General features: G+C 71.0%; 14 protein-coding genes. 5 read left to right on the plus strand and 9 right to left on the minus strand.

Annotated elements, in window-relative coordinates; genetic code table 11:
* Window positions 1-4: 4 nt before the first annotated feature.
* The gene (tkt, locus tag AMYBE_RS0104570) at window positions 5-2,104 is read right to left on the minus strand and encodes a transketolase (RefSeq protein WP_020658161.1); all 2,100 of its coding nucleotides are present in this window, start codon (window positions 2,102-2,104) and stop codon (window positions 5-7) included.
* 706 nt (window positions 2,105-2,810) lie between these two features.
* Between tkt and AMYBE_RS0104575 the strand changes: the two genes are divergently transcribed.
* From AMYBE_RS0104575 to AMYBE_RS0104585, 3 genes are all read left to right on the plus strand, one after another.
* Window positions 2,811-3,791 (plus strand): heme o synthase, encoded by a 981-nt coding sequence (locus AMYBE_RS0104575; protein ID WP_020658162.1) that lies wholly within the window; start codon window positions 2,811-2,813, stop codon window positions 3,789-3,791.
* 215 nt (window positions 3,792-4,006) lie between these two features.
* Window positions 4,007-6,247, plus strand: coding sequence for a HelD family protein (locus AMYBE_RS0104580; RefSeq protein WP_020658163.1), 2,241 nt, complete (start codon window positions 4,007-4,009; stop codon window positions 6,245-6,247).
* 58 nt (window positions 6,248-6,305) lie between these two features.
* The gene (locus tag AMYBE_RS0104585; protein WP_020658164.1) at window positions 6,306-6,827 is read left to right on the plus strand and encodes an FKBP-type peptidyl-prolyl cis-trans isomerase; all 522 of its coding nucleotides are present in this window, start codon (window positions 6,306-6,308) and stop codon (window positions 6,825-6,827) included.
* 1 nt (window position 6,828) lies between these two features.
* Here the strand turns inward: AMYBE_RS0104585 and AMYBE_RS0104590 are convergent, their stop codons facing one another.
* Complete coding sequence (locus AMYBE_RS0104590) at window positions 6,829-7,800, minus strand: quinone oxidoreductase family protein (protein WP_020658165.1); 972 nt, start codon at window positions 7,798-7,800, stop codon at window positions 6,829-6,831.
* Between the two features lie 91 nt (window positions 7,801-7,891).
* Here AMYBE_RS0104590 and AMYBE_RS0104595 point away from each other — a divergent pair, with 91 nt between their 5' ends.
* Window positions 7,892-8,209 (plus strand): hypothetical protein, encoded by a 318-nt coding sequence (locus tag AMYBE_RS0104595; RefSeq protein ID WP_020658166.1) that lies wholly within the window; start codon window positions 7,892-7,894, stop codon window positions 8,207-8,209.
* Window positions 8,206-9,069 carry an ATP-grasp domain-containing protein gene (locus AMYBE_RS0104600; protein WP_020658167.1) on the plus strand — a complete coding sequence of 288 codons (864 nt, stop codon included), beginning with the start codon at window positions 8,206-8,208 and terminating at the stop codon, window positions 9,067-9,069. Before AMYBE_RS0104595 ends, AMYBE_RS0104600 begins: the two co-directional genes overlap by 4 nt.
* On the opposite strand, the gene AMYBE_RS0104605 is transcribed toward AMYBE_RS0104600, so the two are convergent.
* The 7 genes from AMYBE_RS0104605 to mptB all read right to left on the minus strand — a co-directional run bounded on the left by AMYBE_RS0104605 (window position 9,066) and on the right by mptB (window position 15,457).
* Window positions 9,066-9,290 carry a helix-turn-helix domain-containing protein gene (locus AMYBE_RS0104605; RefSeq protein WP_020658168.1) on the minus strand — a complete coding sequence of 75 codons (225 nt, stop codon included), beginning with the start codon at window positions 9,288-9,290 and terminating at the stop codon, window positions 9,066-9,068. The genes AMYBE_RS0104600 and AMYBE_RS0104605 overlap by 4 nt on opposite strands.
* A complete protein-coding gene (locus AMYBE_RS0104610; RefSeq protein ID WP_020658169.1) occupies window positions 9,290-9,922 on the minus strand; it encodes a hypothetical protein in 633 nt (210 codons plus the stop codon). Before AMYBE_RS0104610 ends, AMYBE_RS0104605 begins: the two co-directional genes overlap by 1 nt.
* A 64-nt stretch (window positions 9,923-9,986) precedes the next feature.
* Window positions 9,987-10,916: an acyl-CoA desaturase gene (locus AMYBE_RS0104615; RefSeq protein WP_020658170.1), complete on the minus strand. Its 930-nt coding sequence runs from the start codon at window positions 10,914-10,916 to the stop codon at window positions 9,987-9,989.
* A gap of 95 nt (window positions 10,917-11,011) precedes the next feature.
* Window positions 11,012-11,983 carry a COX15/CtaA family protein gene (locus AMYBE_RS0104620; RefSeq protein WP_020658171.1) on the minus strand — a complete coding sequence of 324 codons (972 nt, stop codon included), beginning with the start codon at window positions 11,981-11,983 and terminating at the stop codon, window positions 11,012-11,014.
* Between the two features lie 151 nt (window positions 11,984-12,134).
* Window positions 12,135-12,923: an ABC transporter permease gene (locus AMYBE_RS0104625; RefSeq protein ID WP_020658172.1), complete on the minus strand. Its 789-nt coding sequence runs from the start codon at window positions 12,921-12,923 to the stop codon at window positions 12,135-12,137.
* Window positions 12,920-13,846 carry an ABC transporter ATP-binding protein gene (locus AMYBE_RS0104630; protein ID WP_020658173.1) on the minus strand — a complete coding sequence of 309 codons (927 nt, stop codon included), beginning with the start codon at window positions 13,844-13,846 and terminating at the stop codon, window positions 12,920-12,922. Before AMYBE_RS0104630 ends, AMYBE_RS0104625 begins: the two co-directional genes overlap by 4 nt.
* A gap of 6 nt (window positions 13,847-13,852) precedes the next feature.
* The gene (gene mptB, locus AMYBE_RS0104635) at window positions 13,853-15,457 is read right to left on the minus strand and encodes a polyprenol phosphomannose-dependent alpha 1,6 mannosyltransferase MptB (RefSeq protein WP_034287847.1); all 1,605 of its coding nucleotides are present in this window, start codon (window positions 15,455-15,457) and stop codon (window positions 13,853-13,855) included.
* Window positions 15,458-15,604 lie beyond the last annotated feature (147 nt).

Here is a 15,604-nt window from a genome sequence, read left to right on the forward strand (position 1 = left end):
CCCTTCAGTTCTTGGTGTTGGCGAGCGAACGGCGGGCGGCGTCGACCACGGCCTCGGCGGTGAAGCCGAACTCGCGGAACAGCGTGGCCGCGTCGGCCGAAGCGCCGTAGTGCTCGATGGAGACGTTCTCGCCGGCGTCGCCGGTGAAGCGGTGCCACGGCATCGCGATGCCGGCCTCGACCGAAACGCGGGCCTTGACCGACGGCGGCAGGACCGCGTCCCGGTACTCCTGGTCCTGCGCCTCGAACCACTCGACACACGGCATCGACACGACGCTGGTCGGCACGCCGTCGGCCTCCAGCGTCTCGCGGGCCGCGACGGCCAGCTGGACCTCGGAACCGGTGGCGATCAGCACGACCTCCGGGGCGCCGTTGGAAGCCTCGGCCAGCACGTAGCCGCCCTTCTTGACGCCTTCGGCGCTGGTGCCCTCGAGCACCGGCACGTTCTGGCGGGTCAGCGCGAAGCCGGCCGGCGCGGTGGTGTCCTCCAGGACGGCCTTCCACGCGTACGCGGTCTCGTTGGCATCCGCCGGGCGGACGACGTTGAGGCCCGGGATCGCGCGCAGAGCGGCGACCTGCTCGATCGGCTGGTGCGTCGGGCCGTCCTCGCCGAGACCGATCGAGTCGTGCGTCCACACGTAGATGACCGGCGCCTTCATCAGCGCGGCCAGCCGAACCGGCGGGCGCATGTAGTCGGAGAAGGTGAGGAAGGTGGCACCGTACGGGCGGGTGCCGCCGTGCAGCGCGATGCCGTTCAGGATCGAGCCCATCGCGTGCTCGCGGATGCCGAAGTGCAGCGTCCGGCCGTACGGGTTGGTGTTCCACATGTCGGTGCCGGCCTCGGCCGGGCCGAACGAGTCGGCGCCCTTCATGGTGGTGTTGTTGCTCTCCGCGAGGTCCGCGGAACCGCCCCACAGTTCCGGCAGCGGCTCGGCCAGCGCGTTGAGCACCTCGCCGGACGCCTTGCGGGTCGCGACGCCCTTCGGGTCCGGGGCCCAGGTCGGCAGGTTGTCCGCGAAGCCCTCGGGCAGCGTGCGGGTGGCCAGCCGGTCGGCGAGCTTCTTGCGCTCCGGGTTGGCTTCGGCCCACTCGTCGTAGCGGACCTGCCACTCCGACCGCAGCTTCTCGCCGCGAGTCAGCGCCTGGCGGGTGTGCGCCAGCACCGCGTCCTCGACCTGGAAGGACTTCTCCGGGTCGAAGCCCAGCGCCTTCTTGACGCCGGCGACCTCTTCCGCGCCGAGCGCCGCGCCGTGCGCCTTGCCGGTGTTCATCTTGGTCGGGGCCGGGTAGCCGATGATCGTGCGCAGGACGATGATCGACGGCCGGGAGGTCTCCTCCTGCGCGGCCTTGATCGCGGCCTCGATCGCCACGACGTCCTCGCCGCCCTCGACGGTCTGCACGTGCCAGCCGTACGCCTCGTACCGCAGGGCGACGTCCTCGGACAGCGCGATGTTGGTGTCGTCTTCGATGGAGATCTTGTTGTCGTCGTAGAAGACGACCAGGTTGCCCAGCTGCTGGCGGCCCGCGATGGACGAGGCCTCCGAGGTGACGCCCTCTTCGATGTCGCCGTCGGAGGCGATCACGTAGATGTGGTGGTCGAAGATGCTCTCGCCGGCGGCGGCGTCCGGGTCCAGCAGGCCGCGCTCGCGGCGGGCGGCCATCGCCATGCCGACCGCGTTCGCCAGGCCCTGGCCCAGCGGGCCGGTGGTGGTTTCGACGCCCTTGGTGTGGCCGTACTCCGGGTGGCCCGGGGTCTTCGAGCCCCAGCGGCGCAGCTGCTCGAGGTCTTCCAGCTCGAGGCCGAACCCGGCGAGGAACAGCTGGATGTAGAGCGTCAGGCTGGAGTGCCCGGCGGAGAGCACGAACCGGTCGCGCCCGGCCCAGTGCGGGTCGGCCGGGTCGTGCCGCATGGTGCGCTGGAACAGCGTGTAGGCCAGCGGGGCCAGGCTCATCGCGGTGCCGGGGTGCCCGTTGCCGACGTTCTCGACCGCGTCCGCGGCCAGCACGCGGGCGGTGTCCACGGCGCGGGTGTCGGTCTCGGTCCAGTCGGCCGGCGAGGTGCGCCGGAGCAAGGGGTTGGTCTCGCTGCTAGAGGTTTCGGACACTGAACTCGAACTCCTGCGTCGGTGAAGTGGTGGCTGTTTCGCTGCGGTGCCGCCCGCGTACTGCCCGTGTGCGCCGCTACTCATCTCAATCGATCCCGAAGGGACGATATTCCTGCTGACGACGCCGCGCAGGCAGAACGGGAGACCCGCCGGCTGCAGCCTAGTGTGTGCACCTTCGCGCGGGCGCGGGCGACAGCCGTGCGGGTGAGCCGGGTCAGCCCTCCCGGCCAGCGGCGACGGCCTGCGCGGACCCCCGCGGGGGCGGTGCCGGACGCGCTCGGCGGACGGCTGCCGGAGGCTTCGGCGGGTCCGCGGAGTGACGGACTAGACATCGGGCGTTTCCGTTCCGCCGGGACGGTCTGCGGCGGCTGCGCCGGCTGGCTGTGGCGACGTGCTGGCGTCCGTGAAGGGCCCCTTGCGGGAATCTGAGTTCCTCAAAGGGCCCTTCACGGACGAACCGGAGCGGAGAGGGCGGCGGGGCGGCTGCCGGTGGCGGGAGCGGCTTGCCCGGCCCCGGGGCCGGGCCGCGGCCGGGGCAGCGGACGCGCGAAGTGACGCAGCAAACATCGCCGGGCGTGTCCTGGACCCGCGGGCGTCCCGCCGAGACGCCACGACTACCATCGATCGCGGGCCAGGCACGGGAGTTCCCGAGGAGCACCATCCCTTCTTCCGGGCCGCCAGGCCCCGGACTGACTCAGGGAGTGACATGTCGTTGGTGAACGCTGCGCACGGACGCAGTGAGGACACCAGCGCCGTACCCCCGGACGGCGAACGACCGCGCGGGGCCCGGCGAAGCTTCCGCCAGGTGGCCGGCGCGTACGCCGCGCTCGCCAAGCCGCGCGTGATCGAGCTTCTGCTGGTCACCACGATCCCGGCGATGTTCCTCGCCGGGCGGCAGGTGCCGAGCCCGTGGCTGGTGGTCGCGACGCTGATCGGCGGCACGATGGCCGCGGGCAGCGCGAACGCGCTCAACTGCGTGATCGACAGCGACATCGACAAGGTCATGAACCGCACCAAGCGGCGGCCGCTGGTGAAGGACTCGGTGCCGCGGCGCAACGCGCTGATCTTCGGCCTGGTCCTCGGCGTCGCGTCGTTCGTGGTCCTGTACTTCACGGTGAACCTGCTGTCGGCGATCCTCGCGATCGCGACGATCCTTTTCTACATCTTCGTGTACACCTTGGGCCTCAAGCGGCGGACGTCGCAGAACGTGGTCTGGGGCGGCGCGGCGGGCTGCATGCCGGTGGTGATCGGCTGGGCGGCGGTCACCGGCACCGTGCAGTGGCCGGCGTTCGTGATGTTCGGCGTGATCTTCTTCTGGACGCCGCCGCACACCTGGGCGCTGGGCATGAAGTACCGCGACGACTACGAGCGGGCCGGCGTGCCGATGCTCCCGGTGGTCGCCACCGCCGAGCACGTGGCCCGGCAGATCGTCATCTACTCGTGGGTGATGGTCGCCTGGACGCTGCTGCTGCTCCCGGTCACCAGCTGGCTGTACGCGACCTTCGCGGTGCTGGCCGGCGGCTGGTTCCTCTTCTACGCGCACCGGCTGCAGGCGGCCGTGCACCGCGGTGAGGAGACCAAGCCGATGGCGCTGTTCCACCGCTCGAACACCTACCTGATGATCGTGTTCGTGGCGCTGGCGGTCGACTCCGCGATCGGGCTTCCCGCGCTCGGCTTCCCGTTCTGACCTTCCCCGCCTCGCTCCGTTCCGCCGAACGCCCCAATGCCACATTGGGTGCATCCCATGCACCCAATGTGGCATTCGGTGCGTCAGATGCACCCAATGCCACATTGGGGCGCGCGAGCAGCAGCCCCTCGTGGACCGGGCGGCAGGAATGGCCCGGGATCCTCGCCGGTTGCACTCTTCCGGCCCCGATCCCGACCTGAAAGCAGGAGCCTTCCTTGCCCGAGGAACCGGCCTACGAAGCCGAGCTGAGCCGCGAACAGGCCTACACCGACGCCCTGTTCGCGAAGCTCGACGCCGAACGGACCCAGACCGAGCGGCGGCTCGCCGACGCACTGCGCCAGACTGGCGGCACGCCGCAGGCGCGCACCGAACGCGACGCCGCGACCGCCCTGCACACCGACCGGCTCGCCCAGCTCGGCTCGGTCGAGCAGGGATTGTGCTTCGGGCGGTTGGACTTCGTCCCCGGCGTCAGCGACGAGGAAACCGCCTACATCGGACGGCTCGGCCTGTTCGACGAGGACGACGACTACCGGCCGCTGCTGATCGACTGGCGCGCTCCGGTCGCGCGGCCGTTCTACCTCGCTACCGCTGCTTCGCCGGACGGCGTCCGCCGCCGTCGGCATCTGCGGTCGCTGAGCCGCCGCGTCACCGGGTTCGACGACGAGATACTCGACCTCACTGCCGCCGACCAGGGCCAGGACCTCGGCCTGGCCGGCGAGGCGGCGCTGCTCGCGGCGCTGGAGCGGCGCCGGACCGGCGAGATGGCCGACATCGTCGCGACCATCCAGGCCGAACAGGACCGGATCATCCGCGCGCCGCTCGGCGGCGTGATGGTGGTGCAGGGCGCGCCCGGCACCGGCAAGACCGCGGTTGCGCTGCACCGCGCCGCGTACCTGCTCTACACGCACCGGCAGCAGTTGACGACGCGCGGCGTGCTGGTGGTCGGCCCGAACCCGACCTTCCTGCGCTACATCGGACAGGTGCTGCCCTCGCTCGGCGAGACCGGTGTGCTGCTGGCGACGATCGGCCAGCTGTGGCCGGGGCTGGACGCCGACGGCGTCGAGTCGGCGGCGGCGGCCGAGGTGAAGGGCCGGCTGGTGATGGCCGACGTGCTGACCAAGGCGGTCCGCGACCGGCAGCGAGTGCCGGATCCGGTGATCGAGATCGAGCACGAGCGCGAAATCCTCAAGCTGGACCGGAAAACCTGCACCCAGGCTCGTACCCGTGCGCGCCGGTCGCGGCGGCCGCACAACCTCGCGCGGCGGCTGTTCGTGTCCGATCTGCTCGACTCGCTGACCCGGCAGGCCGCGCGCGGGCTGGGCGAGGATCTGCTGGACGCGCAGGACGTGCAGGACATCCGCGCCGAGCTGGCGGCGAGCCCGGCGGTGGCCGCCGCGATCGACTCGCTGTGGCCGAAGCTCACCCCGGGCGGCGTGCTGGACGACCTGTTCGCCGACCGCGAACACCGTGATCTGGCGGCCGGCGACCTGCTGTCCGAAGAGGACCGCCAGCACCTGGAGAGCGGTCGCGACGCGAAGTGGACGCCGGCTGACGTGCCGCTGCTGGACGAGCTGGCCGAGCTGCTCGGCACCGACGACAGCGAGGAAGCGGCCGAGGAGAAGCGCCGAGAACGCGTCGAGCGCGCGTATGCCGAAGGCGTGCTGGACATCCTGGAACAGGACGAGGAAATCCAGGACGAGGAAGTCCTGCGGGTGTCCGACGTGCTGGACGCGGAGATGTTCGCCGAGCGGCAGCAGGCGCGCAGCGAGCTGACCGCCGCGCAGCGGGCCGCCCAGGACCGGACCTGGACCTTCGGGCACGTGATCGTGGACGAGGCGCAGGAACTGTCCGCGATGGACTGGCGGCTGCTGATGCGCCGCACGCCGAACCGGTCGATGACGCTGGTCGGCGACGTCGCGCAAACCGGAGCCGCCGGGGGAGCGCGGACCTGGGACGAGGTGCTTTCGCCGTACGTCGCGGACCGGTGGCGGCTGGAGCAGCTGACCGTGAACTACCGGACGCCGGCGGAGATCATGGCAGTGGCGGCCGGGGTGCTCGCCGAACTCGACGTCGACCTGGCCGCGCCCGCTTCGGTGCGGGAGACCGGCGTGCCGCCGTGGGGAGTGCGGGTTTCTTCGCTGGACGAGGAATTGCCCGCGCTGGTCGCGGCCGAACTGTCCGCTGTGGACGGTGGAACGGTCGCGGTGCTGGTCCCGGCCGGGCGCGCGGACGAGGTCGCGAAGCTGCTGCCCGCGGACGAGAGGCTGAGCGTGCTGACCGTCGACCGGTCGAAGGGGCTGGAGTTCGACGGCGTCGTGCTGGTGGCACCGGACGAGATCGTGGCCGGCTCGGCGCGCGGGCTGAACGACCTGTACGTGGCGCTGACCCGGGCGACGCAGCGGCTTGGCGTCGTGGCGACGGGTGTGCCGGTGCCCGCGCTGGGTGGACTTGGCTGAGCCCGGGCCCCGCCGCCACCCTCGACGGATCGTCGGCACCGTGCGGATACAGTCAAGCATGCAGAGAATCGGCAGGATCGCAGTCGTCAGCGCGTGTGCGGCGGTCGTCGCGTTCGGACTCACCGCCTGCAGCGGCGACAGCAGCGCGGCTCCGGCGAACCCGAACCCGAACCGCGAGTGCACCGCGGACGACATCAAGACCACCGGGAACTTCGGCGAGGCGCCGACGATCACCATCCCGGACGACTGCACCCCGCCGAAGAAGCTGATCACCAAGGACCTGTCGACCGGCACCGGTCCGGTCGCGGCACAGGGCGCGAAGCTGTCGATGAACTATTCGCTGGTCACCTGGTCGGACAAGAAGAAGCTGGACAGCTCGTTCGATCGCGGTCAGCCGTTCACCTTGACGCTCGGCGCGGGTGAAGTGATCAAGGGCTGGGACCAGGGTTTGGCAGGCATCAAGCAGGGCACGCGGCGGCTGCTGATCGTCCCGCCCGACCTCGGGTACGGCCAGGGCGGGCGAGGCATCGCTCCGAACGAGACGCTGGTGTTCGTGACCGACGCCGTCGCCGTCTCCTGACTCAGGGGATCAGCAGCAGCTTCCCGGTCGTCCGGCGGCCCTGCAGGTCTTCGTGGGCCCGCCGGGCGTCGGCGAGCGGGTAGCGCCCGCCGATCCGGATGTTCAGCGAGCCGTCCTGCACAGCGGCGAACAGCTCGCCGGCCCGCCAGTCCAGTTCCTCGCGGGTGCGCAGGTAGTGGACGAGCGTCGGGCGGGTCAGGAACAGCGAACCGCCGGAGTTGAGCCGTTGCGGGTCGACCGGCGGCACCGGGCCGCTGGCCGCGCCGAACAGCGCGAGCGTGCCGCGGATCTTCAGGCTGGCGAGGCTGCCGTCGAAAGTGTCCTTGCCGACGCCGTCGTACACCACGGCGACGCCTTCGCCGTCGGTCAGCTCGCGAGCGGCCTTGGCGAAGTCTTCGCGGTCATAGCGGATCACTTGGTCCGCGCCGGCACCGCGGGCCAGCTCGGCCTTCTCGTCGGTGGATACCGTGCAGAGGACGCGCGCGCCGCGCGCTTTGGCCAGCTGCACGAGCAGTAGCCCGACCCCGCCGGCTGCCGCGTGCACGAGGATGGAGTCGCCCGGCTGGACTTCGTAAGTGGATCGCACCAGGTAGTGCGCGGTCATCCCCTGCAGCATCGTGGCCGCGGCGATCTCGTCGGACACTCCTTCGGGCACACGCACCGCGGCGGCTGCCGGGACCACGGCGCGTTGTGCGTAGCTGCCGAGCGCTCCCTGCCAGGTCACGCGGTCGCCCGGTGCGAAGTCCGTGACGCCCTCGCCGACCTCGGCCACCGTCCCCGCGCCCTCGTTGCCGAGGACGAACGGAAGCGGGATCGGGTAGATGCCCTGGCGCTGATAGGTGTCGATGTAGTTCACGCCGGCCGCGGAGATGTCCACCAGCAGTTCCCCGGCACCCGGCGAGCCGGGCTCGACCTCGGCGATTTCCAGCACTTCCGGGCCGCCGGTCCGGTTCACCTGCACTGCGGTCGGCATGATTCCTCCTCGCGATGGGCGTTGCTGGCTCCACTATGGCCGAGAACACGGTCGGGCCGCGCTGCCGGGCGCCACGGGTTAAGCTCCGGACGTGGCTGAGGAGACCGAAAACACGCCGACCGCGCCCACTGCCCGCCAGCTGGCGTCCGCTCGCGAGTTCGTGGCGCAGCACGGCAAGCCGTCGCGCGCAGTGGTGGAGAACATCGGCGCGGCCGGGGCACGGGTCGTGCTCGTCGGCGCGGACGGCGCGATGGGCGACGTGCTCGTCGCCGGCGTCGAGACCGGGGCCGCGCTGGTCGAGCAGGTCGAGGACCTGGAAGCCGCGGAGTGGGACAGCGCGACCGTGAAGACGGTGAAGATCGGTGCCGCGCACCGCCGCAAGATGGCCGGTCCGCGAGCCGGCCGGTGACCCGCTCGGCGATCTTCGTCAGCTGCTCCGCGCTGCCCGAAGGCGACGGCGACGAGGCCGCGGTGCTGCCCGCGCTCGCCGACCTCGGGTTCACGGTCAGCTGGGCGCCCTGGGACTCCGGGGCCGATTTCGAGTCGGCCGACGTCGTCGTGCTGCGTGCCGCCTGGGACTACCCGGAGCGCCGCGACGAATTCCTCAGCTGGTGTGAAAGCGTTCCGGCGCTGAGCAACCCGGCGTCGGTGGTGCGCTGGAACACCGACAAGACCTATCTCGGCGAGCTGCTCGACGCGGGCGTGCCGACGGTTCCGGTCGAGATCGTGCAACCGGGGGAGAAGCCGCGCTGGCCGAAGAAGCCGTTCGTGGTGAAGCCGTCGGTGGGCGCGGGATCCCGCGACGTGGCCCGGTTCGACGTCGCCGGTCCGGAAGCGGAGAAGCACGTCGCCGCGCTGCACGGCGACGGCCGCACCGCGCTGGTGCAGCCCTATCAGTCCAGTGTGGACACCCAGGGCGAGATCGCGGTGACCTACTTCGGCGGCGTGTACTCGCACGCCTTCACCAAATCCGCGATGCTCGGCTCCGGGATGGACGCGTCCGGGCTGTATCTGGAAGAGAAGCTCGCGGCCGCGGTCCCGGCGCCGCAGGTGCGCGCGGTGGCCGAGGACGCACTGGACGCGGCCTGCGGCCTGCTCGGCATTCTGCGGGCGGAGCTGCTGTACGCGCGGGTCGACCTGGTCCGCGGCGACGACGGGCGTCCCCTGGTACTGGAGATCGAGCTGACCGAGCCGTCGCTGGGCTTCCGGCAGGCCGACGCCGGTGCGCCGCTGCGGTTCGCGTCCGCGGTGCGACAGCAGCTGGCCTAGTCCCGCCGGAAGACCAGCAGGTCGCCCGGCTGGCAGTCCAGGACTTCGCAGATCTTGGACAGCGTCGAGAACCGGATCGCTTTGGCGCGCCCGTTTTTCAGCACGGACACGTTGACCGGGGTGATGCCTACCCGGTCGGCCAGCTCGGCGACGGTCATGCCGCGCTCGGCGAGGAGCGCGTCGAGCCGGATCTCGATGCGGTGCGGTTCCTCGGGCGGCATCAGATGGTGCCTTCCAGGTCCTCGGCCAGCCGGACCTCGATCCGCAGCAGTTTCGCGACCACCAGCGCGGCGACGCCGGCGAAGACGCACCACCAGGGGAAGTCCATCTGCAGTTCCTGCAGCCACGCGTGGTACTGCCCGTTGAAATCGGGCTGACGCTGCGGTGTGCGGAGCAGTGCGGCGGCGAGTTCGTATTGGAACCAGTACTGCAGTGCGGCCGCGACCGGACCGGCGACCAGCACGAACCAGCCGAGCGTGCGCAGCCGCCCCGGCGTGACCGGGGAGTGCAGGCCCGGGCGGGCCGCGCCCCAGAGGAAGCGGCAGAGCAGGAGCAGGGCGAGCGCGCTGAACACGATGTTCGGCAGGGTCGCGCCCATCGAGAGGGCGATTTCCGATCCGGTCGGGCCCGCCTCGCCCGGACAGACCCGGACGGTCGCGGCCTGGATCGCGCCGCCGTCCCCGGGCACGATCGGCGTGCCGTGCCCGGCTTCGACGCAGCCGCGCGTCGCCGAGCGCACTGTCCCGTAGTTGACCAGGGCGAACGCGACCACAAAGACCGCCGCCACGACGGTGACGACGCGTTTGTCGGTGCTGCTCAGCGGCTCCCGGAGCCGGTCGGTGAGCTTGGCCATGCCCGTCTCCTTATCGAAGAACGATAGTATCGTTTTACGATAGCATCGTTTTTCGATAAGGCAATCAGGGCTGGACTCGTTTCGCGGCCAGCCGCTCCGGGCGCGGCCAGCGGACGTCGGTCGCCCAGCCGAACCGCTCGAACAGCCAGATCACCCGGGCCGAGACGTCGACCTGGCCGCGCAGGACGCCGTGCCGGGCACAGGTCGGGTCGGCGTGGTGCGAGTTGTGCCAGGACTCGCCCATCGACAGCAGCGCCAGCGGCCAGAAGTTCGCCGCCCGGTCGCGGCTGGCGAACGGCCGGTCGCCGATCAGATGGCAGACCGAGTTCACCGACCAGGTGACGTGGTGCAGGAACGCGATGCGGACCAGCCCGGCCCAGAAAAACGCGGTCAGCGCGCCCTGCCAGGTCCCGCTGAGCGCCCAGCCGAGCGCGGCCGGGAGGCCGAGGCTGAGCGTGATCCACAGCCAGAAGAACCGGTTCACCAGGCGCAGATCGCCATCGCTGACGAGATCCGGCGCGAACCGGTCGGCGTTGGTCACCTCGCGCTGGAACATCCAGCCCATGTGCGCATGCCAGAACCCGCGCAGCAGAGCGGCCGGCGACGTGCCGAACAGCCACGGGGAGTGCGGGTCGCCTTCGCGGTCGGAGAAGGCGTGGTGCCGTCGGTGGCTGGCCACCCAGAAGATGACCGAACCCTGCACCGCCATGCTGCCCGCGATGGCCAGCGCGATCCGCAGCGGACGGCCGGCTTTGAACGCGCCGTGGGTGAAATAGCGGTGGTAGCCGACGGTGACGCCGAGCGTGCCGAGCACATAGAAGACGGTCGCGAGAATCACGTCGGTCCAGCCGATGCCCCACCCCCAGAGCAACGGCACGGCGGCGATCAGGGCAGCGAACGGAACGAGCAGAAAGGTCTTGAGCACGATCATCTCGGCCGGCCCGCGCCGACCGGAGACGAGCGGCTTGACAGGGCGAGCAGGGGCGGTCGGCATGGCGTCACCTCGGGCGCATCGAACAGCCGGACGCCGATGACGGTAAGCGGTCGATCTGTCCGCCGGGCCGATGCGCGGTTACGGCTGGATGGCCGTCAGCTCGCGGAGGCGAGTTCCCGCTTCTCCGCGGGCTCGAGCGAAGTCACCGGTCCGCGGTCTCGGGTGCCGGTCCACAGCACCGCGGTCGCCACGATCACCAATGCCGACCCCAGCACGTGGAAGGACACCATCGCCTCCGGGACGCCCAGCGCGTACTGCACGGTCCCGAGAACCCCTTGCAACAGCGCGATAATCCACACCCACGCGTACCGCTTCCACACGCTCTTCGGCGCGCCTACGCGCATCAGCGTCAGTCCGAACACCCCGAGCACGACCAGGTACGCGATCAGCAGCCCGCTGTGCACGCGCGCCAGCAGGTCGATCGGGACGTCCAGCCGGTGCGTGTTGATGTCGCCGCTGTGCGGGCCCGCGCCGGTGACGGTCGTGCCGGCGATCAGCACGGCCCACATCAGCACCGTCAGCAACACCAGCATCTGCCGGCCGATCGGCGGCACCAGCGGCTTGGCGGCCTCGTCGCCTTCGTTGAACGCCTTCAGCAGCACTACCGCCAGCCACACCAGCGGCGTGGACGCCAGGAAGTGGATCGCGACCGTCCACCACTCCAGCTTCGCGAGCACCGTGAACCCGCCGAGGACGGCTTGCAGCACGACGCCGCCGGGCATCGTCCAGGCGAGCTTCACCAGGCGGCGGCGCTCCGGGTGGTCGACCTGCACCCGCCACGCGGTGATGACCGCGAGCGCCGCGACCGCGATGACCACGCCGGTGAGCATCCGGTTGGAGAACTCGATCCACTGGTTGATCGCGGCGATCCCGTCGTGGTGCACCGGCACCAGACTGCTGCCGATGCACTTCGGCCAGGTGTTGCAGCCGAGGCCGGACCCGGTGACCCGGACGACCGACCCGGTCACGCCGATCCCGGCCTGCGCGACGATGGCGGCGATCGCGACGGCCCGCTGGACCGACGCGGACGGATACGGCAGGCGCGCGATCAAACTGCTGAGGGACACAGGGAAAGAGTACTCGCGCGCATTACCGCGGCGGTTTCCGCATTGGTGCGACGGCCGCCACACCAGGGATTTCTCCGCCGGCGCGAGAAGTCGGTGAAGGGCCTCTTGCGGGAATTCAAGTCCCGCATGAGGCCCTTCACGGAAAAATGTGTCAGGTGAGTTTGGTGGTGCGGGTGGCCGCCGCGCCCGCTACCGCGGCCCAGGCGACGAGTACCGCGGCGTCCGCGAACGGGAACTGTCCGTCCACCAAAGCCGAGCGCATGCCTTCCGCGAGCGCGCCGGACGGCAGCAGCTCCACCAGGAACCCGATTCCGGACGGCAGTGCGGACGGTGCCAGCAGGATCCCGCCGGCCAGCAACAACACGAACCAGACGATGTTCGCCAGCGCCAGCACCGCTTCGGCCCGCAGCGCGCCGCCCAGCAGCACGCCGAGCGCGCCGAACGCCAGTGTCCCGAGCACCAGCAGCACGATCGCCGAGCCGAGTCCGGCCGGCGACGGCGACCAGCCCAGGAAGGCCGCCACCACGCCGAGCACCACGGACTGCAGCAGCACCACGACGAGCGCTGCCACCAGCCGCCCGGCCACGAGCAGCCAGCGCGGCAGCGCGGTCGCGGAAAGCCGCTTCAGCACGCCGTACCGGCGGTCGAAACCGAGCGCGATGGCCTGTCCGGTGAACGCCGAGGACATCACCGCCAGCGCGAGGATCCTCGGCGTCATCCAGTCCACTTTGGACGTCGCACCGAGCTGGCTGGCGGGCAGGATGTTCAGTTCGCTCAACCCGATCAGCAGGGCGAGCGGGATGATCAGGGTGAGCAGCAGCTGCTCGCCGTGGCGCAGGGTCAGCGCGGCCTCGACCCGGGCGTGCGTGCGCAGCATCCGGCCGAGCGACCCGCGGCCGGGCGCGGGGGTGAAAGTGCCTGCCGGGAACGGAGAACTCATGCGCGCAATTCCCGTCCGGTGAGTTCGAGGAAGACTTCTTCGAGCGTCCGCCGCCCGACTTGCAGCTGTTCGGGCAGTACGCCCTGTTGTGCGCACCACGCGGTGACCGCCGACACCACTTGCGGGTCGACGGCGCCCTCCACGAGATACGAGCCGGGCGCGGACTCGGAGACGTGATAGCCCTCCGGCAACGCGGCTTCGAGCAGCGTGGTGTCGAGTCTGGTGCGGGCGCGGAAGCGCAGCTGCGCCGCTTCGCCCGATTCCAGCGTCAGCGAATGCGGCGTGCCTTGGACGACGACCTTGCCGTGGTCCACGATCACCACCTGGTCGGCGAGCGTCTCCGCTTCCTCCATCAGGTGCGTGGTGAGCAGCACGCTCACGCCGTCCGCGCGCAGCGCCGCGAGCAGGTCCCAGACCAGCCGCCGCGCCTGCGGGTCCATGCCGGCGGTGGGCTCGTCGAGGAACACCAGCTCGGGGCGGCCGACCAGCGCGCAGGCCAGCGAAAGGCGTTGCTGCTGCCCGCCGGAGAGCCGTTTGAACGGGGTCCGCTTCGCGCTCGACAGCCCGAGCACGTCGAGCAGCCACGCGGGATCGTGCGGATGGGCGGCGCAGGAAGCGACCAGCCGCAGCATTTCCTCGGCGCGCACGCCCGGGTACGCGCCGCCGCCCTGCGGCATGATGCCGACCCGCGGGCGCAGCTGGGCGCTCTGGGAGACCGGATCGAGGCCGAGCACGCGCACCTGGCCCGCGTCAGGACGGCGGAATCCTTCGCAAACCTCGACAGTAGTGGTTTTTCCGGCGCCGTTCGGCCCGAGCAGGGCCAGCAGGGAACCGCGCTCCATGCGCAGGTCGAGACCGTCGACTGCGGTGGTGGAGCCGTAGCTTTTCACCAGGCCGGTGATCTCGACGGCGGGGTTGTCCACAACGGTTCACGATACGACGTCCGCGGGCACGCGCGGTGCCGGGGACGCCGGACGTGTTCTCGACAACAGCAGCGGCGAAAGCTTGTACACGATCGCGAGCCCGCCGAGGGTCACCAAAGCGGCCGCGCCGTAGGCCCACGGCAGCACGTAGGAGCGCCCGGCGAAGGTGTCGCCGGTGGGCGGCAGCAGGAACGGCAGCCCGGCGCTGACCACGGTCGCCAGAACCCAGAACCGCGAGGTGCCGGCCGCCGCGGCGAGCGGGATGACTGCCCACAGCAGGTACCACGGCTGGAGGCTGATCTGCAGGATCATCGCCATCCCGAGCGAGACGCCGAGGCCGATGATCGGCCGGTAGCGCCAGTTGAAGCTGGCCCACAGGAACTTGAACGTGACGACCGCGGTCAGCACGTTGCCGAGCACGCCGAAGATCGGCACCAGGGAGTCGGTGTGGTTGCCGAGCCCGAGCGCGATGCCGAGCACGCCGGCCAGGTTCGCCGCCTCGGCGGTCGGGGAGATCCACGACCGGACCAGGCCCGGCGTGCTGAGCGTGGTGCCGACCCAGCCGAAGCCGAGCCCGGTGCCGAAGCAGATGCCGACCAGGACGACCGCGAACAGCAGCGCCATCGGCGCGCCCGCCCGGAACAGGTCCTTCAGCCGGCCGTGCCATCTGCGCGCCACCATCACCGAAAGGAACGGCAGCGCGAGCACGGCGGGGACCTTGATGGTGGCGCCAACGGTGATGACCACGACGGCCAGCGCGATGTAGAGCAGCTCGCCCTTCGCCAGCGGCGGCGGGCGGTCGCCCTGCACCCGCATCGGCAGCTTCCGGATGCCGAGCTCCAGCCCGGCCACCATCAGGCCGATGGCCAGCGAGTCGTTGTGCGCGCCGGCGACGAAGTGGAAGATCAGCAGCGGGTTGGCCCCGCCGAGCCACAGCGCGGTGGCCGGCGGCACGCCGAACCGCTTGGCCAGCCGCGGCAGTGCCCACACGATCAGGATCACGCCGATCAGCGCCAGGCCGCGCTGGAGCAGCACGCCGACCACGATGTTGTTGCCGCCTACCGGCGCCAGCCAGCCGCCGAGCCGCAGCAGCAGCGGGCCGTACGGGGCGGGCGTCTCGCGCCAGATGTTGGTGACCCCGGAAGTGAGCGGGTCGGCCACGCCGAGCGCTTGCGCCGGACCGAGCTGGTACGGGTCCATGCCGCGGTGCACGATCTCGCTCTGCGCGAGGTAGCTGTACACGTCGCGGGAGAACAGCGGCGGGATCACCAGCAGCGGCGCGACCCACATCGCGATGGTGCGGGCGAGCTGGCCGCTGGTGGCGGTGCGCGCGCTGGCCGGGCGGGCGAACCGGCCGAGCATGAGCCAGCTCAGCACCAGGATGCCCATGCCGGAGAAGGCGATCGCCAGCGACACTGTCGGGATCCGGGTGAACAGCCGCAGCACCGGCAGCTCCTGCACCGGGTTGATCACCGGCGCGGCTCCGGCTCCGAGCGAGCCGAGCGCGAGGAACAGCGAGCCGACGGTGCCGAACCGGCGGACCACGTCGAGGCCGCGGCGCTCGGCGCCGTCCAGCGGCTCGCCACGGCGCGGGCGGACCGCGGCGGGCACCCTGCCGGAGGCTTCCGGAGCAGGCGTCGGGGCGGTCGTGGGGTTGCCGGATCCGTCCGGTTCCGGTGCCCGCTTCTCGGGGTGCTCGCCGACTGCCACGTCCGGAAGCGTATCGAGCGTGCCGGCTGCCCGGGGCTGGGACGTCCG

The organism is Amycolatopsis benzoatilytica AK 16/65, assembly GCF_000383915.1.
GTDB lineage: Bacteria > Actinomycetota > Actinomycetes > Mycobacteriales > Pseudonocardiaceae > Amycolatopsis > Amycolatopsis benzoatilytica.

Excerpts from the sequence above, each read along its gene's own strand:
- AMYBE_RS0104625 (WP_020658172.1), bottom strand. The coding sequence starts at position 12,923 with ATGAGTTCTCCGTTCCCGGCAGGCACTTTCACCCCCGCGCCCGGCCGC.
- AMYBE_RS0104605 (WP_020658168.1), bottom strand. The coding sequence starts at position 9,290 with ATGCCGCCCGAGGAACCGCACCGCATCGAGATCCGGCTCGACGCGCTC.
- AMYBE_RS0104610 (WP_020658169.1), bottom strand. The coding sequence starts at position 9,922 with ATGGCCAAGCTCACCGACCGGCTCCGGGAGCCGCTGAGCAGCACCGAC.
- AMYBE_RS0104590 (WP_020658165.1), bottom strand. The coding sequence starts at position 7,800 with ATGCCGACCGCAGTGCAGGTGAACCGGACCGGCGGCCCGGAAGTGCTG.
- AMYBE_RS0104575 (WP_020658162.1), top strand. The coding sequence starts at position 2,811 with ATGTCGTTGGTGAACGCTGCGCACGGACGCAGTGAGGACACCAGCGCC.
- AMYBE_RS0104615 (WP_020658170.1), bottom strand. The coding sequence starts at position 10,916 with ATGCCGACCGCCCCTGCTCGCCCTGTCAAGCCGCTCGTCTCCGGTCGG.
- AMYBE_RS0104585 (WP_020658164.1), top strand. The coding sequence starts at position 6,306 with ATGCAGAGAATCGGCAGGATCGCAGTCGTCAGCGCGTGTGCGGCGGTC.